Source organism: Pseudorhodoferax aquiterrae, from assembly GCF_014652235.1.
Lineage (GTDB): Bacteria > Pseudomonadota > Gammaproteobacteria > Burkholderiales > Burkholderiaceae_C > Pseudorhodoferax > Pseudorhodoferax aquiterrae.
Genome location: NZ_BMYK01000018.1, coordinates 71,744 through 97,443, shown reverse-complemented (window position 1 = coordinate 97,443; position 25,700 = coordinate 71,744). Strand labels below are relative to the sequence as shown.

Annotated in this window: 28 protein-coding genes; 18 read left to right on the top strand and 10 right to left on the bottom strand. The window is 69.6% G+C overall.

Annotated elements, in window-relative coordinates:
• Positions 1-13: 13 nt before the first annotated feature.
• The gene (locus IE209_RS22880) at positions 14-2,200 is read right to left on the bottom strand and encodes an ATP-binding protein (protein WP_189689220.1); all 2,187 of its coding nucleotides are present in this window, start codon (positions 2,198-2,200) and stop codon (positions 14-16) included.
• Between the two features lie 129 nt (positions 2,201-2,329).
• Between IE209_RS22880 and IE209_RS22875 the strand changes: the two genes are divergently transcribed.
• Genes IE209_RS22875 through mnmC form a run of 3 tightly spaced genes read left to right on the top strand, consistent with a single transcriptional unit; the run spans position 2,330 to position 4,983 of the window.
• Positions 2,330-2,821: an EVE domain-containing protein gene (locus IE209_RS22875; RefSeq protein WP_189689219.1), complete on the top strand. Its 492-nt coding sequence runs from the start codon at positions 2,330-2,332 to the stop codon at positions 2,819-2,821.
• Between the two features lie 59 nt (positions 2,822-2,880).
• Entirely contained in the window at positions 2,881-3,153 is a 273-nt protein-coding gene (locus IE209_RS22870) for an oxidative damage protection protein (RefSeq protein WP_189689218.1), read from the top strand.
• Between the two features lie 6 nt (positions 3,154-3,159).
• Positions 3,160-4,983, top strand: a complete 1,824-nt coding sequence (mnmC, locus tag IE209_RS22865; RefSeq protein WP_189689217.1) for a bifunctional tRNA (5-methylaminomethyl-2-thiouridine)(34)-methyltransferase MnmC2/FAD-dependent 5-carboxymethylaminomethyl-2-thiouridine(34) oxidoreductase MnmC1 — start codon at positions 3,160-3,162, stop codon at positions 4,981-4,983.
• A 56-nt stretch (positions 4,984-5,039) separates the two neighbouring features.
• Here mnmC and IE209_RS22860 read toward each other — a convergent pair whose 3' ends face one another.
• The 4 genes from IE209_RS22860 to IE209_RS22845 form a co-directional block, all read right to left on the bottom strand.
• Positions 5,040-6,242 carry a branched-chain amino acid ABC transporter substrate-binding protein gene (locus IE209_RS22860; protein WP_189689216.1) on the bottom strand — a complete coding sequence of 401 codons (1,203 nt, stop codon included), beginning with the start codon at positions 6,240-6,242 and terminating at the stop codon, positions 5,040-5,042.
• Between the two features lie 105 nt (positions 6,243-6,347).
• On the bottom strand, positions 6,348-6,704 hold the full coding sequence (locus tag IE209_RS22855; RefSeq protein WP_189689215.1) for a hypothetical protein: 357 nt from the start codon (positions 6,702-6,704) through the stop codon (positions 6,348-6,350).
• Positions 6,705-6,707: 3 nt separating this feature from the next.
• Positions 6,708-7,139, bottom strand: coding sequence for a DNA polymerase III subunit chi (locus tag IE209_RS22850; protein WP_189689214.1), 432 nt, complete (start codon positions 7,137-7,139; stop codon positions 6,708-6,710).
• 29 nt (positions 7,140-7,168) lie between these two features.
• Positions 7,169-8,656, bottom strand: a complete 1,488-nt coding sequence (locus IE209_RS22845; RefSeq protein WP_189689213.1) for a leucyl aminopeptidase — start codon at positions 8,654-8,656, stop codon at positions 7,169-7,171.
• Positions 8,657-8,680: 24 nt separating this feature from the next.
• Here IE209_RS22845 and lptF point away from each other — a divergent pair, with 24 nt between their 5' ends.
• The 5 genes from lptF to IE209_RS22820 are packed head-to-tail and all read left to right on the top strand — an operon-like array spanning position 8,681 to position 13,416.
• On the top strand, positions 8,681-9,796 hold the full coding sequence (gene lptF, locus IE209_RS22840) for an LPS export ABC transporter permease LptF (RefSeq protein WP_189689212.1): 1,116 nt from the start codon (positions 8,681-8,683) through the stop codon (positions 9,794-9,796).
• The gene (gene lptG, locus IE209_RS22835) at positions 9,793-10,893 is read left to right on the top strand and encodes an LPS export ABC transporter permease LptG (protein ID WP_189689211.1); all 1,101 of its coding nucleotides are present in this window, start codon (positions 9,793-9,795) and stop codon (positions 10,891-10,893) included. The genes lptF and lptG overlap by 4 nt, the downstream gene beginning before the upstream one ends.
• Positions 10,890-11,246, top strand: a complete 357-nt coding sequence (locus IE209_RS22830; RefSeq protein WP_189689210.1) for a sirohydrochlorin chelatase — start codon at positions 10,890-10,892, stop codon at positions 11,244-11,246. Before lptG ends, IE209_RS22830 begins: the two co-directional genes overlap by 4 nt.
• 42 nt (positions 11,247-11,288) lie before the next feature.
• Positions 11,289-12,230, top strand: a complete 942-nt coding sequence (locus IE209_RS22825; RefSeq protein ID WP_189689209.1) for a CysB family HTH-type transcriptional regulator — start codon at positions 11,289-11,291, stop codon at positions 12,228-12,230.
• Positions 12,208-13,416 (top strand): pyridoxal phosphate-dependent aminotransferase, encoded by a 1,209-nt coding sequence (locus tag IE209_RS22820; RefSeq protein WP_373305409.1) that lies wholly within the window; start codon positions 12,208-12,210, stop codon positions 13,414-13,416. Before IE209_RS22825 ends, IE209_RS22820 begins: the two co-directional genes overlap by 23 nt.
• Here the strand turns inward: IE209_RS22820 and IE209_RS22815 are convergent, their stop codons facing one another.
• On the bottom strand, positions 13,417-14,388 hold the full coding sequence (locus IE209_RS22815; protein WP_189689207.1) for a tripartite tricarboxylate transporter substrate binding protein: 972 nt from the start codon (positions 14,386-14,388) through the stop codon (positions 13,417-13,419).
• 163 nt (positions 14,389-14,551) lie between these two features.
• Here IE209_RS22815 and IE209_RS22810 point away from each other — a divergent pair, with 163 nt between their 5' ends.
• Entirely contained in the window at positions 14,552-14,710 is a 159-nt protein-coding gene (locus IE209_RS22810) for a DUF3309 family protein (protein WP_082551431.1), read from the top strand.
• A 4-nt stretch (positions 14,711-14,714) separates the two neighbouring features.
• Here the strand turns inward: IE209_RS22810 and IE209_RS22805 are convergent, their stop codons facing one another.
• The 3 genes from IE209_RS22805 to xseA all read right to left on the bottom strand — a co-directional run bounded on the left by IE209_RS22805 (position 14,715) and on the right by xseA (position 17,391).
• Entirely contained in the window at positions 14,715-15,353 is a 639-nt protein-coding gene (locus IE209_RS22805) for an FABP family protein (protein WP_189689206.1), read from the bottom strand.
• 91 nt (positions 15,354-15,444) lie between these two features.
• Positions 15,445-16,026 (bottom strand): superoxide dismutase, encoded by a 582-nt coding sequence (locus IE209_RS22800; protein WP_189689205.1) that lies wholly within the window; start codon positions 16,024-16,026, stop codon positions 15,445-15,447.
• 63 nt (positions 16,027-16,089) lie between these two features.
• Positions 16,090-17,391, bottom strand: a complete 1,302-nt coding sequence (gene xseA, locus IE209_RS22795; RefSeq protein ID WP_189689204.1) for an exodeoxyribonuclease VII large subunit — start codon at positions 17,389-17,391, stop codon at positions 16,090-16,092.
• Positions 17,392-17,739: 348 nt separating this feature from the next.
• Here xseA and IE209_RS22790 point away from each other — a divergent pair, with 348 nt between their 5' ends.
• The 6 genes from IE209_RS22790 (at position 17,740) to adk (ending at position 21,554) form a co-directional block, all read left to right on the top strand.
• Positions 17,740-18,375 carry a MotA/TolQ/ExbB proton channel family protein gene (locus IE209_RS22790; RefSeq protein WP_189689257.1) on the top strand — a complete coding sequence of 212 codons (636 nt, stop codon included), beginning with the start codon at positions 17,740-17,742 and terminating at the stop codon, positions 18,373-18,375.
• On the top strand, positions 18,372-18,794 hold the full coding sequence (locus tag IE209_RS22785) for an ExbD/TolR family protein (protein ID WP_189689203.1): 423 nt from the start codon (positions 18,372-18,374) through the stop codon (positions 18,792-18,794). Before IE209_RS22790 ends, IE209_RS22785 begins: the two co-directional genes overlap by 4 nt.
• A gap of 22 nt (positions 18,795-18,816) precedes the next feature.
• Entirely contained in the window at positions 18,817-19,812 is a 996-nt protein-coding gene (gene lpxK / locus IE209_RS22780; RefSeq protein ID WP_189689202.1) for a tetraacyldisaccharide 4'-kinase, read from the top strand.
• Positions 19,813-19,842: 30 nt separating this feature from the next.
• Positions 19,843-20,025 (top strand): Trm112 family protein, encoded by a 183-nt coding sequence (locus tag IE209_RS22775; RefSeq protein WP_056673586.1) that lies wholly within the window; start codon positions 19,843-19,845, stop codon positions 20,023-20,025.
• Positions 20,022-20,774, top strand: coding sequence for a 3-deoxy-manno-octulosonate cytidylyltransferase (kdsB, locus tag IE209_RS22770; RefSeq protein WP_189689201.1), 753 nt, complete (start codon positions 20,022-20,024; stop codon positions 20,772-20,774). Before IE209_RS22775 ends, kdsB begins: the two co-directional genes overlap by 4 nt.
• A gap of 123 nt (positions 20,775-20,897) precedes the next feature.
• A complete protein-coding gene (gene adk, locus IE209_RS22765) occupies positions 20,898-21,554 on the top strand; it encodes an adenylate kinase (RefSeq protein ID WP_145551954.1) in 657 nt (218 codons plus the stop codon).
• Position 21,555: 1 nt separating this feature from the next.
• Here the strand turns inward: adk and IE209_RS22760 are convergent, their stop codons facing one another.
• Positions 21,556-22,524 (bottom strand): asparaginase, encoded by a 969-nt coding sequence (locus IE209_RS22760; protein ID WP_189689200.1) that lies wholly within the window; start codon positions 22,522-22,524, stop codon positions 21,556-21,558.
• 106 nt (positions 22,525-22,630) lie between these two features.
• Here IE209_RS22760 and lexA point away from each other — a divergent pair, with 106 nt between their 5' ends.
• From lexA to IE209_RS22745, 3 genes are all read left to right on the top strand, one after another.
• Positions 22,631-23,320, top strand: coding sequence for a transcriptional repressor LexA (lexA, locus tag IE209_RS22755; RefSeq protein WP_189689199.1), 690 nt, complete (start codon positions 22,631-22,633; stop codon positions 23,318-23,320).
• Positions 23,321-23,444: 124 nt separating this feature from the next.
• On the top strand, positions 23,445-23,729 hold the full coding sequence (locus tag IE209_RS22750; RefSeq protein ID WP_189689260.1) for a hypothetical protein: 285 nt from the start codon (positions 23,445-23,447) through the stop codon (positions 23,727-23,729).
• Positions 23,730-23,827: 98 nt separating this feature from the next.
• Entirely contained in the window at positions 23,828-24,835 is a 1,008-nt protein-coding gene (locus tag IE209_RS22745; protein ID WP_189689198.1) for a D-2-hydroxyacid dehydrogenase family protein, read from the top strand.
• The last annotated feature ends 865 nt before the right edge of the window (positions 24,836-25,700 follow it).

Below are 25,700 nucleotides of genomic sequence, written 5' to 3'. Positions count from 1 at the left end.
GGGATGTTGTTCTTCAATGGTGGGGGGAGCGCGGCAGCACGAATCCGAACGTCGCACCCTGCTGCGGCACGCCGCGGGCCCAGACTTCGCCGCCATGGCGTTCGACGATGCGCTTGACGTTGGCCAGTCCGATGCCGGTGCCTTCGAATTCCTCGGCCGCGTGCAAGCGCTGGAACACGCCGAACAGTTTGTCGACGTACTTCATTTCGAACCCCACGCCATTGTCCTCGACCTCCAGCCCGACGCGGTCCGCGCGCACCACGGCGCGCACCACGATGCGCGGTGCGGCCTGGCGGCACGTGTACTTCTGGGCATTGGCCAGCAGATTGCGCGTGGCCACCTGCAGCAAAAAGGGGTCGGCGTACAGCGGCGGCAGATCGGGCGCCACCTCCCAGTGCACGCGGCGACCGGGCTCGTCGCGTTGCAGTTCGCGCACCAGGTCGGCCACCATGGCCGCCGTGTCCACGCTGCGCGGCTTGAGCGCGGCCCGGCCCAGGCGCGAGAAATCCAGCAGCGCGTCGACGAGCTGGCCGGCGAAGGCCGCCGCCTCCTTGACATGGCCCAGGTAGCGGCGGCCGCGCTCGCTGACCTGGCTGCCGTCCATCTCCAACACCAGGTCGGCGTAGCCGGCGATGTGCCGCATGGGCGCGCGCAGGTCGTGCGAGACGGTGTAGGAGAAGGCTTCCAGCTCCTTGTTCACCCGGCCCAGCGCCGTGGCGGCGTCGGCCATCTCCTGGGCCCGGCGCAGCACGATGCCGATCAGCGCATCGCGCAGTTCGCGCGCGGCCGCGAGTTCGGACGCGCGCCAGCGCGCGGAGCGCCCGCCGATGTGCTCGACCCAGCTCTGAAAGCTCTTGCGCGGATGGATGCGCCCGCCCTCGTTGATGGTCTTGCGCGGGTTGCCGGCCCAGCGCACCGTGCGCACGATCTCCGGGCGGAACCACAGGATGACGTGGCGGTGGACCTGGGAGATCGACACCGCGAGCACACCGGCCACCGTTTCGCGCAGCGCGGCGCCACCCGGGTAGTCGCGGGCCAGCGCGTCGCTGGCGTAGACCTCCTCGCCGCGCCCGACGATCCAGCGTGCCAGGGCCTCGATCTGGGCCGGCGGCGGCGTTGCGCCGACGGTCCAGACGGCATCGTCCAGCACCACGGCAGCGCCGCTGGCGGATGCCAGCCGCTGCAAGCCCGTGCTGTGGACCAGGCGGCTCAGCGTGCCGTCGCTTTCGGCCAGCTGGGCCACGAGAGAGAGCGTGAGCTGGCGCAGTTCCAGCCGCTCGGCCGCCTCCTCGGCGGCCTGCAGCGCACCGATCTGCAGCGACAGCAGCTGGCCGAGATGCTCGCAGGCCGCGCGCACGTTGCGCGCCAGCGTGCGCGGCGCATGGTCGTGGCAGGACACCAGGCCCCAGAGCTTGCCGTCGACGACGATGGACACCGACATCGAGGCCAGCGTGCCCATGTTGCGCATGTACTCCAGGTGCACGGGCGAGACGCTGCGCAGGAAGGCCTGAGACAGGTCGACCTGCGCCGCCGCAGCGCCGTTCAGGCCCACCAGCGGCACCGGCGCATAGCGCGCATCGGGAATCAGCCGGAAGTGGTTGAGCAGGTACAGCGCGCGCGCCTGGCGCGGGATGTCGGAAGCCGGAAAGTGGTGGCCGAGGTAGCTGTCGTAGCCCGCCTCCAGCGTCTCGGCCAGCACCTCGCCATGGCCGTCCTCGTCGAAGCGGTAGACCAGGGCCCGGCCGAAGCCGCTGAGGCGGCGCATCTCTTCGGCCGCCAGCAGGCACAGCGATGCCAGATCATGCGCTTGCTGCAGCCGCGGCAGGAAGTTGCGGGCCAGCGCATAGATCGGCGCCGGGCCGGGATCCTCGGGGCCGGCTTCCTCGCATTCGACGATCACGTGCGCCGTCGTGCGGTGCGCAGAGACCTCCTGCGCCACCCCGCCAGGCAGTTGCAGCCGGCCCAGGCCGATCGGCGAACTGCCGGCGCCCGTGGCCGGCAGCGCCGACAAGGCCGTGCGGTCCAGCGCCGCGAGCACCGCTGCACGCTCGGGCGCAGGCCATCCCGCGCTGGCGGCCACGGGCTGCAGCGTCTGGGCGTCCAGCACCAGCATGCGGCCATGCGGCTGGATGGCACCGGGCCAGCGGATCGGTTCGAGCTCGCAGGCAGTGAGATCGGGAGGGAGGGCGTCCGCTGTCATGGAGCGGGTGGGAGCGGGCAAGGAAACGTTTCGGCGGGCGGAGTGTGCCACCACGCGCGGTCACGCCCTGTAGGAGAACAGCGCGGCTGGCTATGGCATGCTCGCGCAGCCGCCATCCCTCGCCCCGCCATGAACGCAGCCACCGCCCGCGCGCCCCATTACTGGCTCATGAAATCCGAGCCCGACGAATGCTCGATCGACGACGCGCTGGCCGCGCCCGACCAGACGGTACCCTGGATCGGCGTGCGCAACTACCAGGCGCGCAACTTCATGCGCGACGCCATGCAGGTCGGCGACGGCGTGCTGTTCTACCACTCCAGCTGCCCGCAACCCGGCATCGCCGGCATTGCACGCGTGGCCTCCGAGGTCCGGCCCGACCCCACGCAGTTCGATCCGGACTCGCCCTACCACGATGCAGCGGCCAAGCCCGATGCGCCACGCTGGCTGCTGCGCGATGTGCAGGCGCTGCGCAAGACCCGGTTGCTGCCGCTGGCCGAGCTGCGCGCGCATCCGGGTCTGGCTGGCATGGTGCTGCTGCAGCGCGGCAGCCGGCTGTCGATCACGCCGGTCGAGCCCGCGCATTGGGCCCTGATCGTCGATGGCTTGCTGGGCGGCCGATAATCCGCGCCCGCAATCCGCATCCCACAAGGCCGCCCACGGCCTGCACAAGGAACATCGACATGGCACGCATGGTGAACTGCATCAAACTCGGCCGCGAGGCCGAAGGCCTGGATCTGCCGCCCTACCCGGGCGAACTGGGCAAGCGCATCTGGCAGAACGTCAGCAAGGAAGCCTGGGCCGCCTGGCTCAAGCAGCAGACCATGCTGATCAACGAGAACAAGCTGAACATGGCCGACCAGCGTGCGCGCCAGTACCTCGCACGCCAGATGGAGAACCACTTCTTCGGTGCCGGTGCCGACGTGGCCCAGGGCTACGTCCCGCCGTCGGCCTGAGCCCGCGTGGACGAGCCCATCGAATGGCTGGCCGATGGCGCTCCCTACAACCCGCGCTTCGGTGACCGCTACCGCTCCGAAGCCGGACTGGCGCAGGCCTTCGGTGTGTTCCTGCACGGCTGCGGCCTGCCGCAGGCCTGGGCAGGGCAGCCGCACTGGACCATCTTGGAGACCGGCTTCGGCCTGGGCCTGAACTTCCTGGCGGCCTGGTCCGCCTGGCGCGCCGACCCCGAGCGCCCCGCGCGGCTGCACTTCGTCTCGGTCGAGGCCTATCCCGCGTCGGCCGAGGACCTGCGCCGCAGTGCCGCCGCCTTCCCCGAACTGCAGCCGCTGGCCGACGCGTTGGCCACCCAGTACGCGGGCCTGCGCCCCGGCGTGCACCGGCTGCGGCTGGAACAGGGCCGCGTGCTGCTGACGCTGGCCATCGGCGAGGCGCAGCCCATGCTGCGCGAACTGCGGTGCCGGGCCGATGCGGTGTTCCTCGACGGCTTCAGTCCGGCGCGCAATCCTGACATCTGGAGCCTGGACACGCTCAAGGCCGTGGCCCGCTGCTGCCGCCACGGCACGCGGCTGGCGACCTGGAGCATTGCACGCGCCGTGCGCGACGGCCTCGCGCAATGCGGCTTCGCGGTGCAGCGCGTGGCCGGTGTGCCGCCCAAGCGCGACCGGCTGGAAGCAACCTATGCGCCAGCCTGGACACCCCGGCTGCGCCCGCAAGCCTGGCCGGACGACGTCCCGGTGGCCCGGCCCGGCCACTGCACGGTGCTGGGCGCCGGCCTGGCCGGCGCCTGCGTGGCGCGCGAACTCGCCGAACGCGGCTGGCAGGTGCTGGTGCTGGACGCGGGCGAGGCGCCTGCCGCGGGTGCCTCCGGCCTGCCGGCTGGCCTGTTCTCGCCGCACGACGCGGCCAGCGACACCTTGCCCACCCAGCTCTCGCGTGCCGGCGCGCGCTGCACCGCGCATCTGCTGCAGACCGTGTTGCGTGCAGGCGAGGACTACGCGCTCACGGGCGTGCTGGAGCGGCGCCTGCGCGGCGCGCGCCCGCTCGCCGGCGCCGACGACCTGATCAGCGCGGCTGCCGATCCGGACCGGCTGCAGGCCGCGGGCCTGCCACCGGACAGCGCCGCGCAATGGCATGCCCTGGCCGGCTGGGTGCGCCCGGGCCGGCTCGTGCAGACCCTGCTCGCGCATCCGGCGATCCGCTTCCGGGGCGGCTGCCGCACCAGCCGGGTGCAGGCCACGCCCCAGGGCTGGTCGCTGCATGACGCCCAAGGCCAAGTGCAGCACCGCACGCCGCTGCTGGTCGTGACCGCCGGCATCGGCAGCGCACCCCTGCTGGCAATGCAGGGGCTGCAGAACGTGCGCGGGCAAATCAGCCTGGGCCCCTGTCCGCCCGCGCTGCCGGTGCCGGCGATGCCGGTCAACGGCCATGGCCACTTCATTCCGGGCGTGCCGAGTGCGCAAGGGCCCATCTGGCTCAGCGGTTCGAGCTTCGTGCGCGGCGACACGGCCACCGAGCTGCGCGACGACGAGCAGCGCTACAACCTCGCGCGGCTGCAGGTGCTGCTGCCGGCCACGGCCCAAGCGATCGCCGAAGGTCCCGCCCCGGCGGCCTGGGCCGGCGTGCGCTGCGCTTCGCCCGACCGGCTGCCGCTGGCCGGCCCCTGGGCCGACGGCCTGTGGGTGCTGACCGCGCTGGGCGCGCGCGGCCTCACGCTGGCGCCGCTGGCCGCCGAGCTGATCGCCGCGCGCCTGCACGGCGAGCCGCTGCCCGTGCCGGCCCGCCTGGCCGCGGCGCTCGATCCGCGCCGGCTGCGGCCCGCGCCCTGAGCACCAAAAAGACAAGGGGCCCGAAGGCCCCTTGTCGCTTGCGGTGCGGCTCGGTTTCAGCGCACCACGGCCAGCTGCTCGCGCGCACCACCCTTGTAGGTGTACAGCGTCAGCGCGCCGTTCTTGATGTCGCCCTTCTCGTCGAAGGCGATGTTGCCGGTGATGCCCTTGTATTCGATCTTGGCGAGCTCGGGCAGGTACTTCTCGGGCTCGGGCGAACCGGCCTTCTGCATGGCGGTGGCCAGCACCTTCACGGCGTCGTAGACATAGGGGGCATACAGCTTCACGTCCACGTTGAACTTCTGCTGGAAGTCGGCCTTGAACTTGTCCAGGCCCGGCTTGAGGTCACCGTCCACGCCACCGGCTTCGGCGCAGACGACCTGGCCGTCGGCCATTGCGTCGCCGGCCAGCTTGGAGAGCTCGTTCGTGCAGATGCCGTCGCCGCCCATGAACTTGACGTTCAGGCCCAGCTGCTTGGCCTGGCGCAGCATCGGGCCGGCCACGGCATCCATGCCGCCGTAGAACAGCACGTCGGGCTTGGCGCCCTTGAGCTTGGTCAGGATGGCGTTGAAGTCGGTCGACTTGTCGGTCGTGAACTCGTGGCCGATCAGGTTGCCATTGGCGGCCTTGACGGCCTTCTCGAATTCCTCGGCCACACCCTGGCCGTAGGCCGTGCGGTCGTCGATCACCGCGACCGACTTGCCGGCCAGTTCGCCCACGGCGTACTTGCCCAGCGTGCTGCCCAGGTGCACGTCATCGGCCACCACGCGGAAAGCGGTCTTGAAGCCCTGGCGCGTGTACTTGGGGTTCGTCGCGGACGGCGAGATCTGCGGAATGCCGGCGTCGCTGTAGATCTTGGAGGCCGGGATGGTGGTGCCCGAGTTCAGGTGGCCGACCACGCCATGGACCTTGCTGTCCACGAGCTTCTGGGCGACCGAGGTGCCTTGCTTGGGATCGGCCGCATCGTCTTCGGCCAGCAGTTCGAACTTGGCGACCTTGTCGCCGATCTTGAAACCGGCGGCATTGAGTTCCTCGATGGCCATGCGGGCGCCGAGCTCGTTGTCCTTGCCCAGGTGGGCGATGGGGCCGCTGGTCGGGCCGACGTGGCCGATCCGGACGGTGACCGTCTCGCCGGCAGGTGCGGCAGCGGGAGCGGCCGCAGCGGGCGCAGATGCGGGCGCTGGCGCCGGTTCTTCCTTTTTGCCGCACGCAACGAGCACCATGGCGGCCAGGGCGACAGCGGTCCATTTCAACTGCATAAGATTCCTCCAGACAGGGAAAAACGAGAGAACAGGTTTATACCGCTTGCGGTATGCAATTTGCGGGCCCGATCGAACCGATCGGCACAAACGCCACTAGGGGTTTCACGCAGGTGGACGCTGGGCGAGTTCGGCAGCCACGGCCTCGGCGACGGCCTGGCGCACGACGAACTCGATCTCCTCGCGCAGCCGCGGCACCAGCGCGTGCGTGTGCTGCAGCACCATGCTGGCCACGGCATCGTGCAGTTGCTGCTCGAGCGCCAGGTCCACGCGCTGCATGACCCGGTGCAGCACTTGGTCCTGCAAGGCCTGCGCATCGAGCGGCGCGGACGGCGGCGGTGGCGCAAGGCGCGGCTGGGGCATGGGCTGGACCGGCGCAACCGGCTCCACGCGCGCCGCGGCACCGACCACCTCGGTCAGCACCGGCACATAGCGCGGCGGCACGCGCGGCACATCGCTCATGGCTCACTCCTTGAGTTCGAGATCGTGCCGCACGATGGCGTAGCCGCGCGCCACGTAGTGCTTCCAGCGCCCGCGTGCGAGCGAGCGGTCTTCTTCGTCGTTGCTGACCACTTCGATCAGGCGCTCGAAGCGTTCGAAGCCGGCCGGCACCAGGCCGCCCAGGTTGACGAGCACGGGCAGCGCAGGGGCCTGCAGCACGTCCACGGCCAGCACCACGGGCGAGGCCCCGAGCACGCGCGCCGGGCTGGTGCCCAGCAGGGCGTGTGGCACGAAGTCCAGCGGCGAGAAGGTCCACAGCTGCTGGTCCAGCCGGGCCAGCATGTCGTCCGGTCCGCTCACGACGGTGCGTGCACCGCCCGCCACGGCCTTGCGCAGCAGCCGGCAGGCGTAGGCCAGCTTGTCCGGGGCGTTGAAGTGGAAGGCGATCTCGGTCATGCCCGCGGATGGCTCCCGCTCACGGCTGCTCAGGTCTTGACGCTGCGCTTGCGGGCCGCGGCCTTGGGTGCGGCGGCGGCTGTCGCGCCGGCCTGCTCCAGCAGGTAGGCCAGCAGCAGGCCGACCGGGCGGCCGGTCGCGCCCTTGGCGGCACCGCCCTTCCAGGCCGTGCCGGCGATGTCCAGGTGAGCCCAGGCACGCGTGCCGACGAAGCGCTGCAGGAACTTGGCGGCCGTGACCGCCCCGCCCGCGCGGCCCGCCACGTTGGCGACGTCGGCGAAGTTGGTCTTCAGGCCCTCGGCGTAGTCGTCGTCCAGCGGCAGGCGCCAGCAGGGGTCGAGCGCACTCTCGCCGGCTGCCAGCAGCGCGGCGGCCAGCGTCTCGTCGTTGGAGAATAGGCCGCTGCGCACGCCGCCCAGCGCGACCACGCAGGCGCCCGTCAGCGTGGCGATGTCGACGATGGCGGCGGGCTTGAAGCGCTCGGCATAGGTCAGCGCGTCGCACAGGATCAGCCGGCCTTCGGCATCGGTGTTCAAGATCTCGATGGTCTGACCGCTCATGCTGGTCACCACGTCGCCGGGCTTGACGGCGCGGCCGTCGGGCATGTTCTCGCAGCTGGCGATCAGGCCCACCACGTTGATGGCCGGCTTGATCTCCGCCAGCGCGCGGAACACGCCCAGCACGCTGGCGGCGCCGCACATGTCGAACTTCATCTCGTCCATCTCGCCGGCCGGCTTGATGGAGATGCCGCCGGTGTCGAAGCTGATGCCCTTGCCGACCAGCACCGTGGGCGCGGCACCGCGCGCCGCGCCGTTGTAGCGCAGCACCACGAAGCGCAGCGGCTCCTCCGAACCCTGGGCCACGGCCATGAAGGCGCCCATGCCGAGCTTGGCCACCTCGCGTGGGCCCAGCACCTCGCAGGTGATGCCGGGATGGCGCGCCAGCGACTTGGCGGCGTTGGCGATCAGTGCGGGCGTGGCGTGGTTGCCGGGACGGTTGCCCCATTCCTTGGCGAACTCCACGCCGGCCACCAGGCCGACGGCCTGGTCGAACGCGGCGCGCGCCTTGGCGACCTCGGCCACGGCCACCACGACCTGGGCCAGCTTGCGCGGCTCGGGCTTGGACTTGGTGGCGGTGTAGACGTAGCTGGCGTCGGCCACGGCGGCGATGGCCGCACGCAGCGCGGCCTCGGTCCAGGGGCCGGCGCAGCACAGCACCAGGCGCTTGGCCTGGCGCAGCGTGCCCATGCCGGCCAGCACGGCTTGGCGCACGGTGCGCGCGCTGCCGTCGCCGCTGCCGGCCAGCACCACGCGCGTGGCAGCCACGCCCTGCGGCTGGTACAGGGCCAGGGTCTTGCCTGCCTTGCCGTCGACATCGCCGGACTTGCGCGCCTGCGCGATCCAGCCGGACAGTGCATCCGTGCCCGTCGCCGGGGTTTCGGGCACCAGCACCAACAGTGCGTCGCACTTGGCGGCGGCACAGCCCGCTGCGTCGAGGGACTTGAGTTCGAAGTTCATAATCCAGCCTTTTTTTGGCTGGCGATGTTATTCCATTCCTCCCTACGCAAGGAGCTGGCCAGGGGCTTTGGCGCGACCTTCGTCGCCCTCATCACCATCGTGATGACCATGCTGCTGATCAGCACCTTGCGGCTGGCCTCGCGTGGGCGTGTGAACCCCTCGGACGTGCTGCAGGTGCTGGGCTACACCATCCTGGGCCACCTGCCCACCATCCTCACGCTAAGCCTGTTCGTGGCCTGCGTGGCCACGCTCTCGCGCATGTACCGCGACAGCGAGATGGTGATCTGGTTCACCGCAGGCCAGGGCCCGGCCAGGCTGTTCGTGCCGCTGCTGCGCTTCGCCTGGCCGATGCTGTTGGTGGTGGCCAGCATGGCCCTCATCGTCTGGCCCTGGTCGAACCAGCAGATCCAGGAACTGCGCACGCGCTTCGAGCAGCGCAGCGATGTCGAGCGCGTGACGCCGGGCCAGTTCCAGGAGTCGGCCGATGGCAGCCGCGTGTTCTTCGTCGACAAGGATTCGCCGGACGCGATGAACGTGAACAACGTGTTCATGTCCGCGCAGGATGCGGGCAAGGAATCGGTGACCTCGGCCCGCGCGGCCCGCACCGAGATCCGCGGTGACGACCGCTTCGTGCTGCTGACCGAAGGCCAGCGGCTGGAGACCACCAACGGCAAGGAATCGCTGCGCATCACCGAGTTCCAGGAATACGGCACGCGCATCGGCGAGAGCACCACCGGCGGTGCGCAGCGCGTGAACCCGCGCACGCTGTCGACCATGGCGTTGCTGGCCGAGCCCACGCCCGTGAACCAGGCCGAGCTCTCATGGCGCATCGGCTTCGCGATCGCGGCCTTCAACTTCCTGCTGCTGTCGCTGGTGCTGTCCAGCGGCAACCCGCGCTCGGCGCGCAGCGGCAATCTCGTGTTGTCGCTGTTCGCCTTCGTCGCCTACTACAACCTGATCAACCTAGGGCAGAGCTGGATCGCCAGCGGCCGCGTCGGCTTCGCCACCTTCGTCGTGCTCGTGCATGGCGGCGTGCTGCTGCTGGCGCTGCTGGCGCTGGCGCAGCGGCACCACCGCTTCAGCCTGCTGGCCTGGCTGCGCCGCGGCCGCGCCCTGCCCGACGCCGCGCAAGCCACATGAAAACCATCCGCCGCCTGATCTACCGCGAGCAGCTGACGGCCGTGGGCTTCGTCACGCTGGGCTTCCTGGCGCTGTTCTTCTTCTTCGACTTCGTCGACGAGCTGTCGGACATCGGCAAGTACGGCGCCGCCGGCTACCAGCTCACGCACGCGCTGCTGTACGTGACGCTGCTGGTGCCCAACCATCTGTACGAGCTGCTGCCCATCACGCTTCTGATCGGCACCATCTTCGTGATGGCGCGCTTCGCCCAGAGCTCCGAATACACCATTCTGCGCACGAGCGGCCTGGGGCCTTGGCGCGCGCTCGGCACGCTGGTGGCGCTGGGCCTGGGCTTCGTGCTGCTGACCTTCGCCGTGGGGGACTATGTGGCGCCGGCCTCGGACCGCATGGCGCAGCTGCTCAAGGCACGCTACCAGGGCCGCATCACGATCGGCCAGACCGGCGCCTGGCTCAAGGAAGGGCAGCGCGACCATTCCTATGCCGTCAATGTGGCCGCGCTGACGCCGGCCGGCCAGATGCAGGGCGTGCGCATCTTCGAGTTCGACGGCCGCAACACCCTGCGCTCGGCCCTGCAGGCCGAAGGCGCCCGCTTCGCCAGCGGGGGCTGGGAACTGGAGGGCGTGCAGCGCACCACCTACCGCCATGCCGGCGACGAGGCGAGCGTTCAGCGCGAGCGCCTGCCCAGCTTGCAATGGCCCACCGGCATCACCTACGAGATGGTCACCACCGCGTTGCTCAAGCCCGATCGCATGCGCACCATCGATCTGTTCCAGTACATCCAGCACCTGAACGCCAACCAGCAATCGGCCCAGCGCTTCGAGATCGAGTTCTGGCGCAAGGTGTTCTACCCGATCAGCTGCGTGGTGATGGTGGTGCTGGCCCTGCCCTTCGCCTACCTGCACTTTCGCAACACCGGCATCGCGGGCTACGTGTTCGGCGGCGTGATGGCCGGCATCAGCTTCTTCCTGCTCAACAACGTGTTCGGCTACATCGGCAACCTGCAGAACTGGCAGCCGTGGCTGACCGCGGCCGCGCCGGGGCTGATCTACAGCGCGATCTCGCTCGGCGCGTTCGGCTGGCTGGTGCTGCGGCGATGAAGGGCGTGCTGCTGTTCGGCCATGGCTCGCGCGACCCGGCCTGGCGTGCGCCCATCGAGGCCGTGGCCGCGCGCATCGCGGCGCGGCCCGGGGCGCCGGCCGTGCGCTGCGCCTACCTCGAGCTGTGCACGCCGGATTTCGCAAGTGCCAGCGCCGAGCTCGTGGCGCTGGGCGTGACCGAGTTGCGCGTGCTGCCCATGTTCCTGGGAATGGGGCGCCACGCGCGCGAGGACCTCCCCGCTTTGGTGCGCGATCTGCAAGCACGCTGCCCTGCGCTCAACATCCTGGTGCTGCCGCCAGTGGGCGAGCACCCGGACGCACTCGATCTGTTCGCAGCCATCGCAGTTCTATAGATGATTGCGGCATAATGAATTTCGTCGTTAGGCGAAATCATTATGAATTTGCACCAGTTCCGTTTCGTCCAGGAGGCCGCGCGGCGCAACCTGAACCTCACCGAGGCGGCCAAGGCCCTGCACACTTCCCAGCCCGGGGTTTCCAAGGCGATCATCGAACTCGAAGAAGAACTCGGCATCGAGATCTTCGCGCGCCACGGCAAGCGCTTGAAGCGCATCACGGAACCGGGCCAGCACGTGCTGCGCAGCATCGAGCTCATCATGCGCGAGGTCGGCAACCTGAAGCGCATCGGCGAACAGTTCAGCGCCGAGGACAGCGGCACGCTGTCCATCGCCACCACCCACACGCAGGCGCGCTACGTGCTGCCCGTGCCCGTGGCCAAGCTGCGCGAGGCCTATCCCAAGGTCAACGTGAGCCTGCACCAGGGCGCGCCCGACCAGGTGGCGCGCATGCTCATCGACGAGGTGGCCGAGATCGGCATCGCGACCGAATCGCTGTCCAGCTACACCGAGCTGCTGACCCTGCCCTGCTACGAGTGGCAGCACGTGCTGGTGCTGCCCAAGGACCATCCCCTGGCGGCCAAGGAGCGGCTCACGCTGGAGGACATCGCGGCCGAGCCCATCATCACCTACCACCCCTCGTTCACGGGACGCACGCGCGTGGACCATGCCTTCGCGCAGCGCCACCTGACGCCGCGCATCGCGCTGGAGGCGATCGATTCGGACGTGATCAAGACCTACGTGCGCCTGGGCCTGGGCCTGGGCATCGTGGCCGAGATGGCGGTGCGCGACGACACGGGCACCGACCTCGTCGCGCGCCCCATGGGCCAGCTGTTCGGCATGAACGTGGCACGCGTGGCCTTCAAGCGCGGCGCTTACCTGCGCAACTTCGTCTACCGCTTCGCCGAGTTGCTGAGCGACCGGCTGGACCGCACCCTGGTGGCCAAGGCCATGGCCGGCCATGCCAACGATTACGAGCTGTGATCCCACCCCACGCGTTCATCCGATGACCACCGCACCCCGCACCCCCCAGATCCAGAGCAAGCTGCCCAAGGTCGGCACCACCATCTTCACGGTCATGTCGGCCCTGGCGGCCGAGAAGAACGCCGTGAACCTGGGCCAGGGCTTTCCCGACTTCGCCTGCGACGCGCTGCTCGTCGATGCCGTGGACCAGGCCATGCGCGAGGGCCTGAACCAGTACCCGCCCATGGCCGGCGTACCGGCGCTGCGCGAAGCCGTGGGCGCGAAGATCGAAGCCCTGCACGGCAAGCGCTACAGCGCGGCCGACGAGATCACCATCACGGCGGGCGCCACCCAGGCCATCCTGACCGCGATCCTGGCGATCGTGCGGCCGGGCGACGAGGTCATCGTGCTGGAACCCTGCTACGACAGCTACATCCCCAACATCGAACTGGCGGGCGGCACGGCCGTGCGCGTGCCGCTGGTGCCGCACAGCTTCCGGCCGGACTTCGACAAGATCGCCGCGGCGATCACGCCGCGCACGCGCGCCATCCTCGTCAACTCGCCGCACAACCCCAGCGCGACGATCTGGTCGGCCGAGGACATGCGCAAGCTCGAGGAACTGCTGGCGCCCACCGATGTGTTCCTGATCAGCGACGAGGTCTACGAGCACATGGTCTACGACGGCCGCGCGCACGAGAGCGCGGCGCGTTTCCCGGGCCTGGCGGCGCGCGCCTTCGTGGTCTCCAGTTTCGGCAAGACCTACCACGTGACGGGCTGGAAGGTCGGCGTGGTGGCGGCGCCCGCGGCCTTGACGGCCGAGTTCCGCAAGGTGCACCAGTTCAACGTGTTCACGGTCAACACGCCCGTGCAGCACGGCCTGGCGCGCTACATGGCCGAGCCGCAGCGCTACCTCGCGCTGCCCAGCTTCTACCAGGCCAAGCGCGACCTGTTCCGCGCCGGGCTCGCCAGGACGCGCTTCGAGTTGCTGCCCAGCGAAGGCAGCTTCTTCCAGTGCGTGGACATCTCGGCCGTCAGCGACCTGCCCGAGGCCGCGTTCTGCCAATGGCTGACCACCGAGATCGGCGTGGCGGCGATTCCGCTGTCGGCCTTCTACGCCGACGGTTTCGACCAGCGCGTGGTGCGCTTTTGCTACGCCAAGGAAGACGCCACGCTGCGCACCGCGTTGGACCGGCTGGCCAGGCTCTGATCAGCTCTTGGCGGCGAGGCCCAGCCGCTCGATCGTGGCCTTCTCGGCCGCGTAGCTTTCGCGTGCGAAGCGCGTGTAGTCCTCGGTGTTCTTGTAGATGATGGTCTGGTCGAACTTGTCGAAGGTGGCCAGCACGGCCGGATCGTCCAGCGTCTTGCGGAAGGCGTCGTGCAGCACGCGCACGACGGCCGGGTCCATGCCCTTGGGGCCGCAGACGCCGAAGGGCGAGTCCGACACCGTCTTGTAGCCCAGTTCGTCCAGCGTGGGCACCTGGGGCCAGCGCTTGGTGCGCTGGCTGCCGTAGGTGGCCAAGAGGCGCAACTTGCCCGCTTCCACATGCGGGCCCCAGCCCGTGGCGTCGCTGGCCGACATCACGTGCTCGCCGAGCACGGCCTGCATGTTGTCGGCATTGCCCTTGAACGGCACGTTCACGAGCTGGATGCCGGCGCGTTGCGCGAACTCCTCCATCGCCAGGTGCGGACTGGTGCCCGCGCCCGTGTGGCCGTAGGTCAGCTTGCCGGGGTTGGCCTTGGCATAGGCCACGTAGTCCTGGATGCTCTTGATGGGCGAGCTGGCGGGCACGACGAGGCCGAAGGTGTAGCCCGTGAGGCAGGCGATCCAGGTGAAGTCCTTGAGCACGTCGAACGACACCTTCTGCATGTGCGGGATGCGGAACACGCCGTGCGGCAGTTGCGAGACCGTGTAGCCGTCGGGCTTGGCGTTGACGAGTTCGATGGCGCCCAGCGTGCCGCCGGCGCCGGGCTTGTTGTCCACGATGATGCTGGTGCCCAGCGTGCGGCCGGCGCTCTCGGCCAGCGAGCGGATCACGGCATCCGTGGAGCCGCCCGCGGGCCAGGGGCAGATGTAGCGGATCGGCCGGCTTGGATAGGCCTGGGCGCGCAACACGGCGGGCGCGGCCACGGCGGCCAGAGCGCCCGCGGTGCGGGCCAGGAACAGGCGGCGATCGGTCATGGTCTGTCTCCTCGTCGGGGGCAATGGAAGTCGCCGCACTCTAGGGAAGAAGCGCTGGCGCCCACCGTAGGAAAACCCTCACCGGCTGTCGCGCCCGGCACCTGCCGACACCGGCCATGGCCGCGCGGACGATCGCTCCATCACAACAACCTGAGGGATGGCCATGACACTTTCGACGATTCTCCTGATCGTGCTGATCCTGCTCCTGATCGGTGCGCTGCCCTCGTGGCCGCACAGCCGCAACTGGGGCTATGTCCCGAGCGGCGGTCTGGGCCTGGTGGTGCTGGTCGTCGTGATCCTGCTGCTGATGGGCAGGATCTAGTCCTTCATGCCGGCCGCACGAGCGGGTTCGGCGTGGGCGCCGCCACGCGCCGCAGCAGATTGCGGTCGGTGTGGTGGAAGGGCTGGTCCTGGCCACGGATCATGAGCACCGTGTCCTCTTCGTAGCCCCAGCTGCCGTCCTCGTGGATCTGCACCGTGATCGTGAAGCCTACGGTGCGGAAGTTGGTCTCGAGAAAGGGCGTCGAGCAGATGCCCCAATGTTCGTGCCCTTGCGTCGACTGCAGCGTGAAGCGGGTTGCGTCGGGCGCGGCGGTGCCAGCCGCCATCGCGGTCTGTCCGCGCGGGATCGTGAGCGTGTGCACCACGGCCCCGGTGGCCGGCTCCCAGAGCCAGTAGCCGACCTGCTCGTGGTAGGTCTTCACCTGGTCAGGCTTGGTGATGTGCGTGTGGTAGCGCAGCCCGTACAGCAGCTGCGGCCCGTTGGTCACGGGGTCGATGGGCTGCAGACTGATGCGCTCCACATAGGCCTGCTTCTTCGGGCCCTCGGCCTTGGGCTTGACGTCCAGGCCGCGCGTGCCCTCCCAGACGCCGGCCATGGCGCGCAGCGGCCCCAGGTTGGCCAGGGTGTCGAAGTCGACCGGATGCGGTTCGGTGTAGATGTCGGCGGGTTGCAGTTCGCTCATGGTGCAGGCGCGTTGGCTGGATGGCTGCGTGCAAGCAAAAAAGAAGCCCCGCGGTGCGGGGCTTGCGTTCGCACCGTCGCGGTGCTCGCGCTCAGGCGAAGTTGGCTTGCGCGAATTCCCAGTTCACGAGCTTGTCGAGGAAGGTCTCTACGAACTTGGGACGCAGGTTGCGGTAGTCGATGTAGTAGGCGTGTTCCCAGACGTCGACGGTCAGCAGCGCCTTGTCGGCGGTGGTCAGCGGCGTGCCGGCAGCGCCGGTGTTGACGATGTCGACCGAGCCGTCGCCCTTCTTGACCAGCCAGGTCCAGCCCGAGCCGAAGTTGCCGACGGCGGACTTGACAAAGGCTTCCTTGAAGGCGGCGTAGCTGCCCCACTTGGCGTTGATGGCGTCGGCCAGCTTGCCGCTGGGTTCGCCACCGCCGGCGGGCTTCATGCAGTTCCAAAAGAAGGTGTGGTTCCAGATCTGGGCTGCGTTGTTGTAGATGCCGCCGCTGGACTTCTTGACGATCTCTTCGAGCGTCATGTTCTCGAACTCCGTGCCCTTTTGCAGGTTGTTCAGGTTCACGACGTAGGCGTTGTGGTGCTTGCCGTGGTGGTACTCCAGGGTCTCCTTGGAGTAGTGCGGCGCCAGCGCGTCGATGGCGTACGGCAGTTCAGGCAGCTTGTGTTCCATGTTTTTTCCTCGTGAGTGGGTTGGAGAAATGATGGGGTCTGGTCGGACGGGGCATTGTAGGAATTAAACGCGATGGGTCTTCGTCACCTGCAGATCGGCCTCGCCGTCGGCCAGGGTAGCGCGCACGGCCGCGCCGTCGGGCAACTGCGCCACGCTGGTGACGGTGCTGCCGGCTGCGTCCGTGAGCCAGGTGTAGCCGCGCTGCAGCACCACGCGCGGATCCAGCAGCTCGAGTCCGCGTGCCGCATGGGCCAATGCCTGGCGCGCCTGCTGCACCCGGCCCTGGATGGCGGACTGCAGCCGCGGCTGCTGCACCTCGAGCCGGTGGCGCCGCTGCGCCAGCTGCGTAGACAGGCCGTGGCGCAGGCGTTGCTCGAGCTGGGCCAGGTGCAGACGCTGGCGGCCCGCACCCTGGGACGGGCGGCCCAGTCGGGCCGCAGCCTGGTCCAGCCGCTGCGCGCGTTGGTCCAGCGCACGCATGGCGGCATCGTGCAAGCGCGTGGCCATGCCGTCCAGCACGGCCAGCCAGACCTCGCGCGGCTGCGCCGCGAGCTCCGCCGCTGCCGTGGGCGTGGGTGCCCGCAGGTCGGCCACGAAGTCGGCGATGCTGAAGTCGGTTTCGTGGCCCACGCCGCTGACCAGCGGCACCGGGCTCTGGGCGATGCAGCGCGCCAGCGCCTCGTCGTTGAAGGCCCAAAGGTCTTCGACCGATCCACCGCCGCGCACCAGCAGGATCAGATCGATCGGCTGGCCTGCGCCGGTGCCGGCATGCGCATACAGCCGCTGCAGCGCGCGCACCAGGTCGGCCGGCGCGTCGGCGCCCTGCACCAGGGCCGGCGCCAGCAGCACCGGCACATGCGGCAGACGGCGACGCAGCGCCGTGACCACGTCGTGCAGGGCCGCCGCGCCCGGCGATGTCACGAGGCCGATGCCACGCGGCAGCGCCGGCAGCGGCCGCTTGCGCGCGGCGTCGAACAGGCCCTCGGCCTCGAGCCGGGCTTTCAGGCGCAGGAACTGCTCCATGAGCGCGCCGGCGCCCGCACGCTGCAGGCTTTCGACGACGAGTTGCAGGTCGCCGCGCGCCTCGTACACCGACAGGCGGCCGCGCAATTCCACCAGGTCGCCATCGCGCGGCGAAAAATCGACCAGCGCGGCTGCGCGGCGGAACATCGCGCAGCGGATCTGGCCTTGCCCATCCTTGATCTGGAAGTAGCAATGCCCGCTGGATGCGCGCGAGAAGCCCGAAATCTCGCCACGGACCGCGACAGGATTGAACTTCTGCTCCAGCGCCCCAGCAATGGCGCGGCACAGCGCCCCGACTTGCCACACCAGCGGCGTCGTTGCTGGCCTCAGGGGCGCGTGCATGGGACGGCCTTTGCTGCAGCACAGCATTCAAGGGACGAATATTCCACAGCGCCGCGCAGGGGAGCCACGGCGGCCCTGCAGTGCCCGATCCGTCCAGCACTCACGTGAAAGCACGTTGATTTCATTGGATTTTTTTGTGCCTGCGTTTTAATCAGAGTGTCAAAGAGCCGCGCCAGTGCTGGGTTTGGGCCACGAGAAGCAGAGTTCTTCACAAAGTTATCCACATGTCCTGTGGGTACTGTCCGACGGACGCCGACAGACCGGGCTGGCGCCATCGACCGCGCAGGGCGCGCGAAAAACACTGCGCCATAATCCGCGCGGCGTTCCATTGCCAGGGGAGATTTGCTCTTGTTTTCGATCATACAAGCCGCCGGTTGGCCCATCTGGCCTCTGATCGCGTGCTCGGTTTTGGCCTTGGCCCTGGTCATCGAACGCTTCATCAACCTCAACGCGCGGCGCATCGTCCCGCCCAAGCTGCTGGACGAGGCGATCACGGTGTCGCAGAAGACGGTGCCCGAGCCGGGCATCGTGACGCAACTGGCGCAGAACTCCGCCTTGGGCGAAGTGCTGGCCAGCGGGCTGCGGGCGCTGCACAGCAATCCGCGCTGCAGCGAGGAGGACCTGCGTGCCAGCATCGAGAACACTGGCCGCGCCGTGGCGCACCGCCTCGAGAAATACCTGACGGCGCTGGCCACCATCGCCTCGGCGGCGCCGCTGCTGGGCCTTCTGGGCACGGTGATCGGCATGATCGAGATCTTCGGCTCCCAGTCCGGTGCCACCGCGGGCGGCGCCGGCAACCCGGCCCAGCTGGCGCAGGGCATCTCGATCGCGCTGTACAACACCGCCTTCGGGCTGATCGTGGCGATTCCCTCGCTGATCTTCTGGCGCTACTTCCGCGCCCGCGTCGATGGCTACCTGCTGACGCTGGAACTGGCGGGCGAGCGCTTCGCCCGCCATCTGAACGGTCTGCGCAAGAGCGCATGAACTTCCGCCGCCGCGGGACGGAAGAGCCCGAGATCAACCTGATCCCGTTCATCGACGTGTTGCTGGTCGTGCTGATCTTCCTGATGCTGTCCACGACCTACAGCAAGTACGCCGAGCTGCAGGTCCGCCTGCCGCTGGCCAATGCCGAGGCGCAGCGTGAGCGCCCGCGCGAGGTGGTGGTGTCCATCGCAGCGGACGGCCGCTACGCGATCGACCGCCAGCCGCTGGACGGCCGCAGCGTGGAGCTGCTGGTGCAGGCGCTGCTGGGCGCCACCAAAGGTGTGCAGGAGCCCATCGTCGTGATCAGCGCCGATGCCAGCACGCCGCACCAGGCCGTGGTCACGGCCATGGACGCGGCACGCCGCGCCGGCCTGCAGCAGCTGACCTTCGCGACCCAGCGCTCCGCCAGCGGGCGCTGAGGCCGGCCCTGGGGCAACCCGCATGCGTGGCTGGCTCTCTGCGCTGCTGCCGCGCCTGTGGCTGTCGCGCGCCCTGGCCTGGCCGCTGTGGCCGTTGTCGCTGCTCTACGGCGCCGTGACCGGCCTGCGCCGCCTGCTCTACCGCAGCGGGCTGCGGCGCAGCACCCGGTTGCCGGTGCCAGTGCTGGTGGTCGGCAACGTGGTGGCGGGCGGATCGGGCAAGACGCCCGTGACCATGGCCCTGGTGCAGCGCCTGCAGGCCCAGGGCTGGCGCGTGGGCGTGCTCTCGCGCGGCTACGGCCGCAGCACGACGGACTGCCGCGAGGTGCTGCCCGACAGCCCGGCCCGGGAGGTGGGCGACGAGCCGGCGCTGATCCGCCGCCACTGCGGCGTGCCCGTGTTCGTGGCCTCGCGCCGGGCCGAGGCCGGGCTCGCGCTGCTGGAGCGGCATCCCGCGACCGACCTGCTGCTGTGCGACGATGGCCTGCAGCACCTGGCGCTGGCGCGCGACCTGGAGGTCTGCGTGTTCGACGACCGCGGCCTCGGCAACGGCTGGCTGCTGCCCGCAGGCCCCTTGCGCGAGCCCTGGCCGCGCGCCGCCGACCTCGTGCTGCACAGCGGCGAGCGGCCGGCCTTCGCGGGCTGGCGCGCCCGTCGCACGCTGGCTCAGCATGCGCAACGGGCCGATGGCCGGCGCCTGGCCCTGGCCGATCTGGCCGACACCCCGGTGCTGGCACTGGCCGGCATCGCGCGGCCCGAGCGCTTCTTTGGCATGCTGCGCGCCGCCGGGCTGCGCCGGCTGCAGCAATTGCCACTGGCCGACCACCAGGACTTCGAGGGCTGGCAGCCGCCAGCCGACGCGCCGGCCGTCTGGCTCTGCACCGAGAAGGACGCCGTCAAGCTGTGGGCCCGCTACCCGGACGCCTGGGCCGTGCCGCTGCAAGTGGAACTCGATGCCGGCGCCTGGCAGGCGCTGGACGCCCGGCTCGCCGCCCTGCGTCCGCCGCGGGTACCATAGCGCCCTTCCGACATTCCCCTCCTCGATCCCATGGACAGCAAGCTTTTGGAACTGCTCGTCTGCCCCGTCACCAAGGGCCCGCTGCAGTACGAACGCGAACGCCAGGAACTGGTGTCGCGCAGCGCGCGGCTGGCCTACCCGGTGCGCGACGGCATCCCCATCCTGCTGGAGAACGAAGCCCGCACGCTGAGCGACGAGGAACTCGGGTTGTGACCCGTTTTACGGTACTGATCCCGGCGCGCCTGGCGTCCACGCGCCTGCCCAACAAGCCGCTCGCGGCGCTGGGCGATGCGCCCATGGTGGTGCGCGTGGCGCAGCGCGCCATGCGCTCGCAGGCCGCCCGCACCGTGGTCGCCTGCGACAGCGACAAGATCATGCAGGCCTGCGCCGCCCATGGCGTGGAAGCCATCCTGACACGCGACGACCACGCCTCGGGCAGCGACCGTCTGGCCGAGGCCTGCACGCTGCTGGGCCTGGACGGCGACGACCTCGTCGTCAACGTGCAAGGCGACGAGCCGCTGATCGCGCCGCCGCTGATCGACGCCGTGGCCGCGCTGCTGGACCAGCATCCCGAGGCCAGCATGAGCACGGCCGGCCACGCCATCGACAGCGTGGAAGACCTGCGCAATCCCAACGTGGTCAAGGTCGTGTGCGACGCACGCGGCCGCGCCCTGTACTTCAGCCGCGCCCCGATCCCATGGTGGCGCGACGGCTTCGCCGAAGGCGTCAACGCCCTGCCCCAGCCGGCGCCGCTGCGCCATGTGGGCATCTACGGTTACCGCGCGGGCTTCCTGCGCAGCTTCCCGACACTGGCCCAGGCGCCGATCGAGCAGAGCGAGGCGCTCGAACAACTGCGCGCCATGTGGCACGGCCACCAGATCGCCGTGCATGTGACCGAGCATGCGCCCGGCCCCGGCGTGGACACGGCGCAGGATCTGGAACGCGTCCGCCAGCTCTTTTGACGAACTGTTGCGCCCGGGACTGAGGGCTCCGGGGTGCATGCTATCCTTTGACGCAGAAGCACTGCGGCAGCCTGCGCGCTGCCAGCGCTGCCGCCAACATCTACAAGCAATCCGAGGACATCCATGAGACTGATTCTGTTGGGCGCGCCAGGCGCCGGCAAAGGCACGCAAGCCACGTTCATCTGCAAGCAGTTCGGGATTCCCCAGATTTCCACGGGAGACATGCTGCGCGCGGCCGTCAAGGCCGGCACGCCGCTGGGCCTGCAGGCCAAGTCGGTCATGGATTCGGGCGCGCTGGTCAGCGACGACATCATCATCGGCCTGGTCAAGGAGCGCATCGCCCAGCCCGACTGCGCCAAGGGCTTCCTGTTCGACGGCTTCCCGCGCACCATCCCGCAGGCCGACGCCATGAAGGCGGCCGGCGTCAAGCTCGACTTCGTGCTCGAGATCGACGTGCCCTTCGACGCCATCATCGAACGCATGAGCGGCCGCCGCTCGCACCCGGCCTCGGGCCGCGTCTACCACGTGCGCTTCAACCCGCCCAAGGTCGAAGGCCGGGACGATGTGACCGGCGAGCCGCTGGTGCAGCGCGAGGACGACAGCGAAGCCACCGTGACCAAGCGCCTGGACGTCTACAGCGCGCAGACGCGCCCGCTGATCGACTACTACACCCAGTGGTCCAAGGACGACCCGGCCAACGCGCCCAAGTACCGCAAGATCGACGGCACCGGCAGCGTGGACGAGATCACCGCGCGCGCCCTGGCAGCCCTGGCCGCCTGAGTCAGTTCGCCAGCAGATCCAGCTGCAGCTGGATCCGCGCCTTGACCGGCGACAGCGCCCCGGCCCCGGGCAGCGCGTCGCCCTCCCCCCCTCCCATCACCCGTCCCTGGTCACAGCGGCTGGCGCGCAGCACGCGCACGCCGGCCGATTGCGCGCGCAGCAAGGCTGCCTCGAGCGCGTGGTGCACGCTGCCGTTGCCGGTCGCGGCGACGACGATGCCGCGCGCGCCGTCGCGCACCAGCGCATCGACGCCGGCGCCGCTCGCGCCCGCGTGGCTGAACACGATCTCCACGCGCGGCCAGCCCTCTGGCGCGGAGGGCAGCCGCTCCAGCAGCCCGGGCGTCGGCTGGGCCTGCGGCCAGTCGCGCAACTGGCGCAGGGCGCCGGCCTCCACATAGCCGAGCGGGCCGGCGTCACCCGAGCCGAAGGCGTCGAGGCGGTAGCCGTGCACCTTGCGCACGTCGAACGCCGTATGCACGACCCCCGCACAGACGGCCACCACGCCGCACGCGCCCGGCTGCGCCGCCACGACCAGTGCATCGCGCAAGTTCTGCGGGCCATCCGGCATGGCGGCGTTGGCGGGCCGCATCGCGCAGGCCAGCACGATGGGCTTGGCCGGCGCCAGCACCGCCTGCAGAAAATAGGCGGTTTCCTCCAGCGTGTCGGTGCCATGCGTGATGACGATGCCCTGCACCGCATCGTGTGCCAATGCTTCGGCGCAGCGCTGGGCCAGGCGCAGCCACACTGGGCCGTCCATGTCCTTGCTGTCGATCTGCGCGACCTGCTCGACCTCCAGGGTGCAGCCGGGCGGCGCGTCGAAGCCCGCCAACAGCTGCGCCACCCCGACCTGGGCCGCCTGGTAGCCCAGCGTGTCGCCCGCGCGCGGCGCCAGGCCGGCGATGGTGCCGCCCGAGCCGAGCACGCGCAGTGTGCGCAGCGATGGCCCATGAAATGCATCGGATGCTTGCATGCTTGTCAAAACTGAATGAAAATACAGGTACTGGAAATTTACACAGACACACTGTGTAGCCCGCTCCAGCACAAGGGTAGCTGTTCCACGTCGCACAAGGAAAGCCATGTCAGACGCCTCTTCCGCCTTCCCGGCCAAGCTCACGGCACGCCAGCAACAGATTCTGGAGCTGATCCAGGCCGCCATCGCGAACACCGGCGCACCGCCCACGCGCGCGGAGATCGCCGCCGAACTGGGCTTCAAGTCGGCCAACGCTGCGGAAGAGCACCTGCAGGCGCTGGCGCGCAAGGGCGTGATCGAGCTCGTGAGCGGCACCTCGCGCGGCATCCGGCTGCGCGGCGACATGCTGCGCTCGGTCAACGAGCGCCGCAACAAGCAGTTCACGCTGCCGCTGCAGGAACTTGCGCAACTGGCCCTGCCCCTGGTCGGCCGCGTGGCGGCAGGCTCGCCCATCCTCGCGCAGGAGCATGTGGACCAGACCTACTACGTGGAAAGCAGCCTGTTCCAGCACAAGCCCGATTACCTGCTGCGCGTGCGCGGCATGTCCATGCGCGATGCCGGCATCATGGACGGTGACCTGCTCGCCGTGCGCGCCACCAAGGACGCCAAGAACGGCCAGATCGTCGTCGCCCGGCTCGGCGACGATGTCACGGTCAAGCGCTACAAGCGCACCGCCGACAGCATCGAGTTGCATCCCGAGAACCCCGACTACCCCACCATCTTCGTGGAGCCCGGCGACCCCTTCGAGATCGAAGGCCTGGCCGTCGGGCTGATCCGCAACACCATGCTGATGTAGGCCGAAGGCCTGTCCGCACAGTGCCAGGTGGCGGGCGTCCGCCGCGCAGCGCGCGGCAACCCTGGCGCTGTGCCTTTCAACCAATCCTGCCCCAATCCGCCCGAATGGACGGAAGGAGTTTGAAATGGGAATCGCAATGCTGACCGCCGTGCGCGTGGCCCGGCTGCCGCAGTGGTTTGAAGAGTTCGGTCCGCGGCTGGCGGGACGCCTGCAACAGCGGCTGCGCCGCCGGCCGTTGCAGGTGGCGCCCACCGCGGACCGCCCGGCACCCGCGCTGCGCGTGCTGCGCGTGCTGGAGCCGCACCAGCCGCGCACCGCAGCGGGCCGCATGGTCATCTCCGGCCGCATGGCCGACGTGTGCGCCGAGCTCGACCGGCTGGCCGCAGCAGAAGCCGCCACACGGCACTGACCGCACGCCGCCGATGGCGCGGCACAGGGCTGCGGCAAGCACGGGGGCCATACCCGCTGCTGCCCTGGCGCCACGGGGACGCGAGGCACAATGGCCGCATGAACATTGTGATCCTCGACGACTACCAGGACGCGGTGCGCAAGCTCGAATGCGCAGCCAAGCTCGAACCCTATGCGGCCAAGGTCTACACCAACACCGTCAAGGGCCTGGGACAGTTGTCGGTCCGCCTGCGCGACGCAGACATCCTCGTGCTGATCCGCGAGCGCACCCACCTGAACCGCGCGCTGATCGAGAAGCTCCCCCGCCTCAAGCTGATCGCCCAGACCGGGCGCGTGGGCCCGCACATCGACATCGCTGCCTGCACCGAACGCGGCGTGGCCGTGGCCGAGGGCGTGGGCTCGCCGGTGGCGCCGGCCGAACTGACGTGGGCGCTGATCATGGCCGCCACGCGCCGGCTGCCGCAGTACATCGGCAACCTCAAGCACGGCGCCTGGCAGCAGTCGGGCATGAAGACCGCCTCCATGCCGCCCAACTTCGGCCTGGGCACGGTGCTGCGCGAACGCACCATGGGCATCTTCGGTTATGGCCGCATCGGCCAGATCGTCAGCACCTATGCGCGCGCCTTCGGCATGCGGGTGCTGGTCTGGGGCCGTGCCGGCTCCTGCGAGCGTGCGCTGGCCGACGGTCACCAGATCGCATCCAGTCAAGAGGAGCTGTTTGCCAACAGCGACGTGCTGTCGCTGCATCTGCGCCTGAACGAGGAGACGCGCGGCATCGTCAAGCTCGACGATCTCGCGCGAATGAAGCCGACCTCGCTGCTGGTCAACACCTCGCGCGCCGAACTCATCGAGCCCGACGCACTGCTGGCCGGGCTGAACCGCGGACGCCCCGGCATGGCCGCCGTCGACGTGTTCGAGAGCGAACCCATCCTGCAAGGCCACGCGCTGCTGCGCCTGGAAAACTGCATCTGCACGCCGCACATCGGCTATGTGGAGCTGCAGAGCTACGAGATGTACTTCAGCGCCGCGTTCGACAACGTGCTGAACTACATCCGCGGCACGCCCACCAACATCGTCAACCCGGGATCGCTGCAGGTGCGCCGCTGAGCGGCCCCGGGGACTGGCAGTCCCCGCTCTTCAGCGCGTGGACTTGGGCGCGATGCGCGCCTCGGTGTTCGGATCGAACAGGTCGAAATCGATCAGGCCGCTGTCGATCTCGGGCTTGTCCGACTTGGCTGGCGCGCCGACCGGCGGCGCCATCGGCGTCGGCGCCGATGCCGGCACCTCGGCCAGCGCGTCGTCGTCCAGCAGCGGCAGGTCGATGTCGACCAGCGACAGCTCAGGCAGCGCCGCGACATCACCGGTGCTGGTCGACAGGTCGATGTCCAGTTCCAGCCCGCTGCCGTCGTGCGCGGTCGGCAACGGTGCCTGGCCGGAATCGGGCACGAGGTCGAGCAGCGAGTCCGCGGCGGCACCGGCCATCAGCGGCGCCGTGACCTGCAACCCGGCGCCCAGCCCGCGCGGTTCTTCCACAGCAGGCGCCGGCGGCGGGATCACGCCGAAGCCCGAGGGCGAACGCGTGCCGCCGGCCGGCACGAACACGTCCTGCGCCACGCCATACAGCATCAACAGATCCCGGTAGGCGGCCAGGTCGAGCGGGCGGCCGCTGTCGTCCGGGTGGCGCAGCAGGTTGGCTTCGATGGTGTCGAGCACGCGCACGTGGCCCCAGGCGGTCTCGATGCTGAGCAGCGTCGCGGGATAGTCCTCCAGCCCTAGGCCTTCGTCGGCAAAGGCGGCGAAGTTGGGCACATGGGCGTTGAAGCGGCGCTCGAAGCGTGCCCGCAGCGCGTTGAAGTCGTCCTTGCGGCCCTGCTGGTGGTAGATGCGGAACAGCTCCAGGAAAGCCAGCGGGCTCATGTCCTGGTGCTCGTCCAGGTGCTGCTGCAGCACCTCGATGGCCTGCTCGTACTGG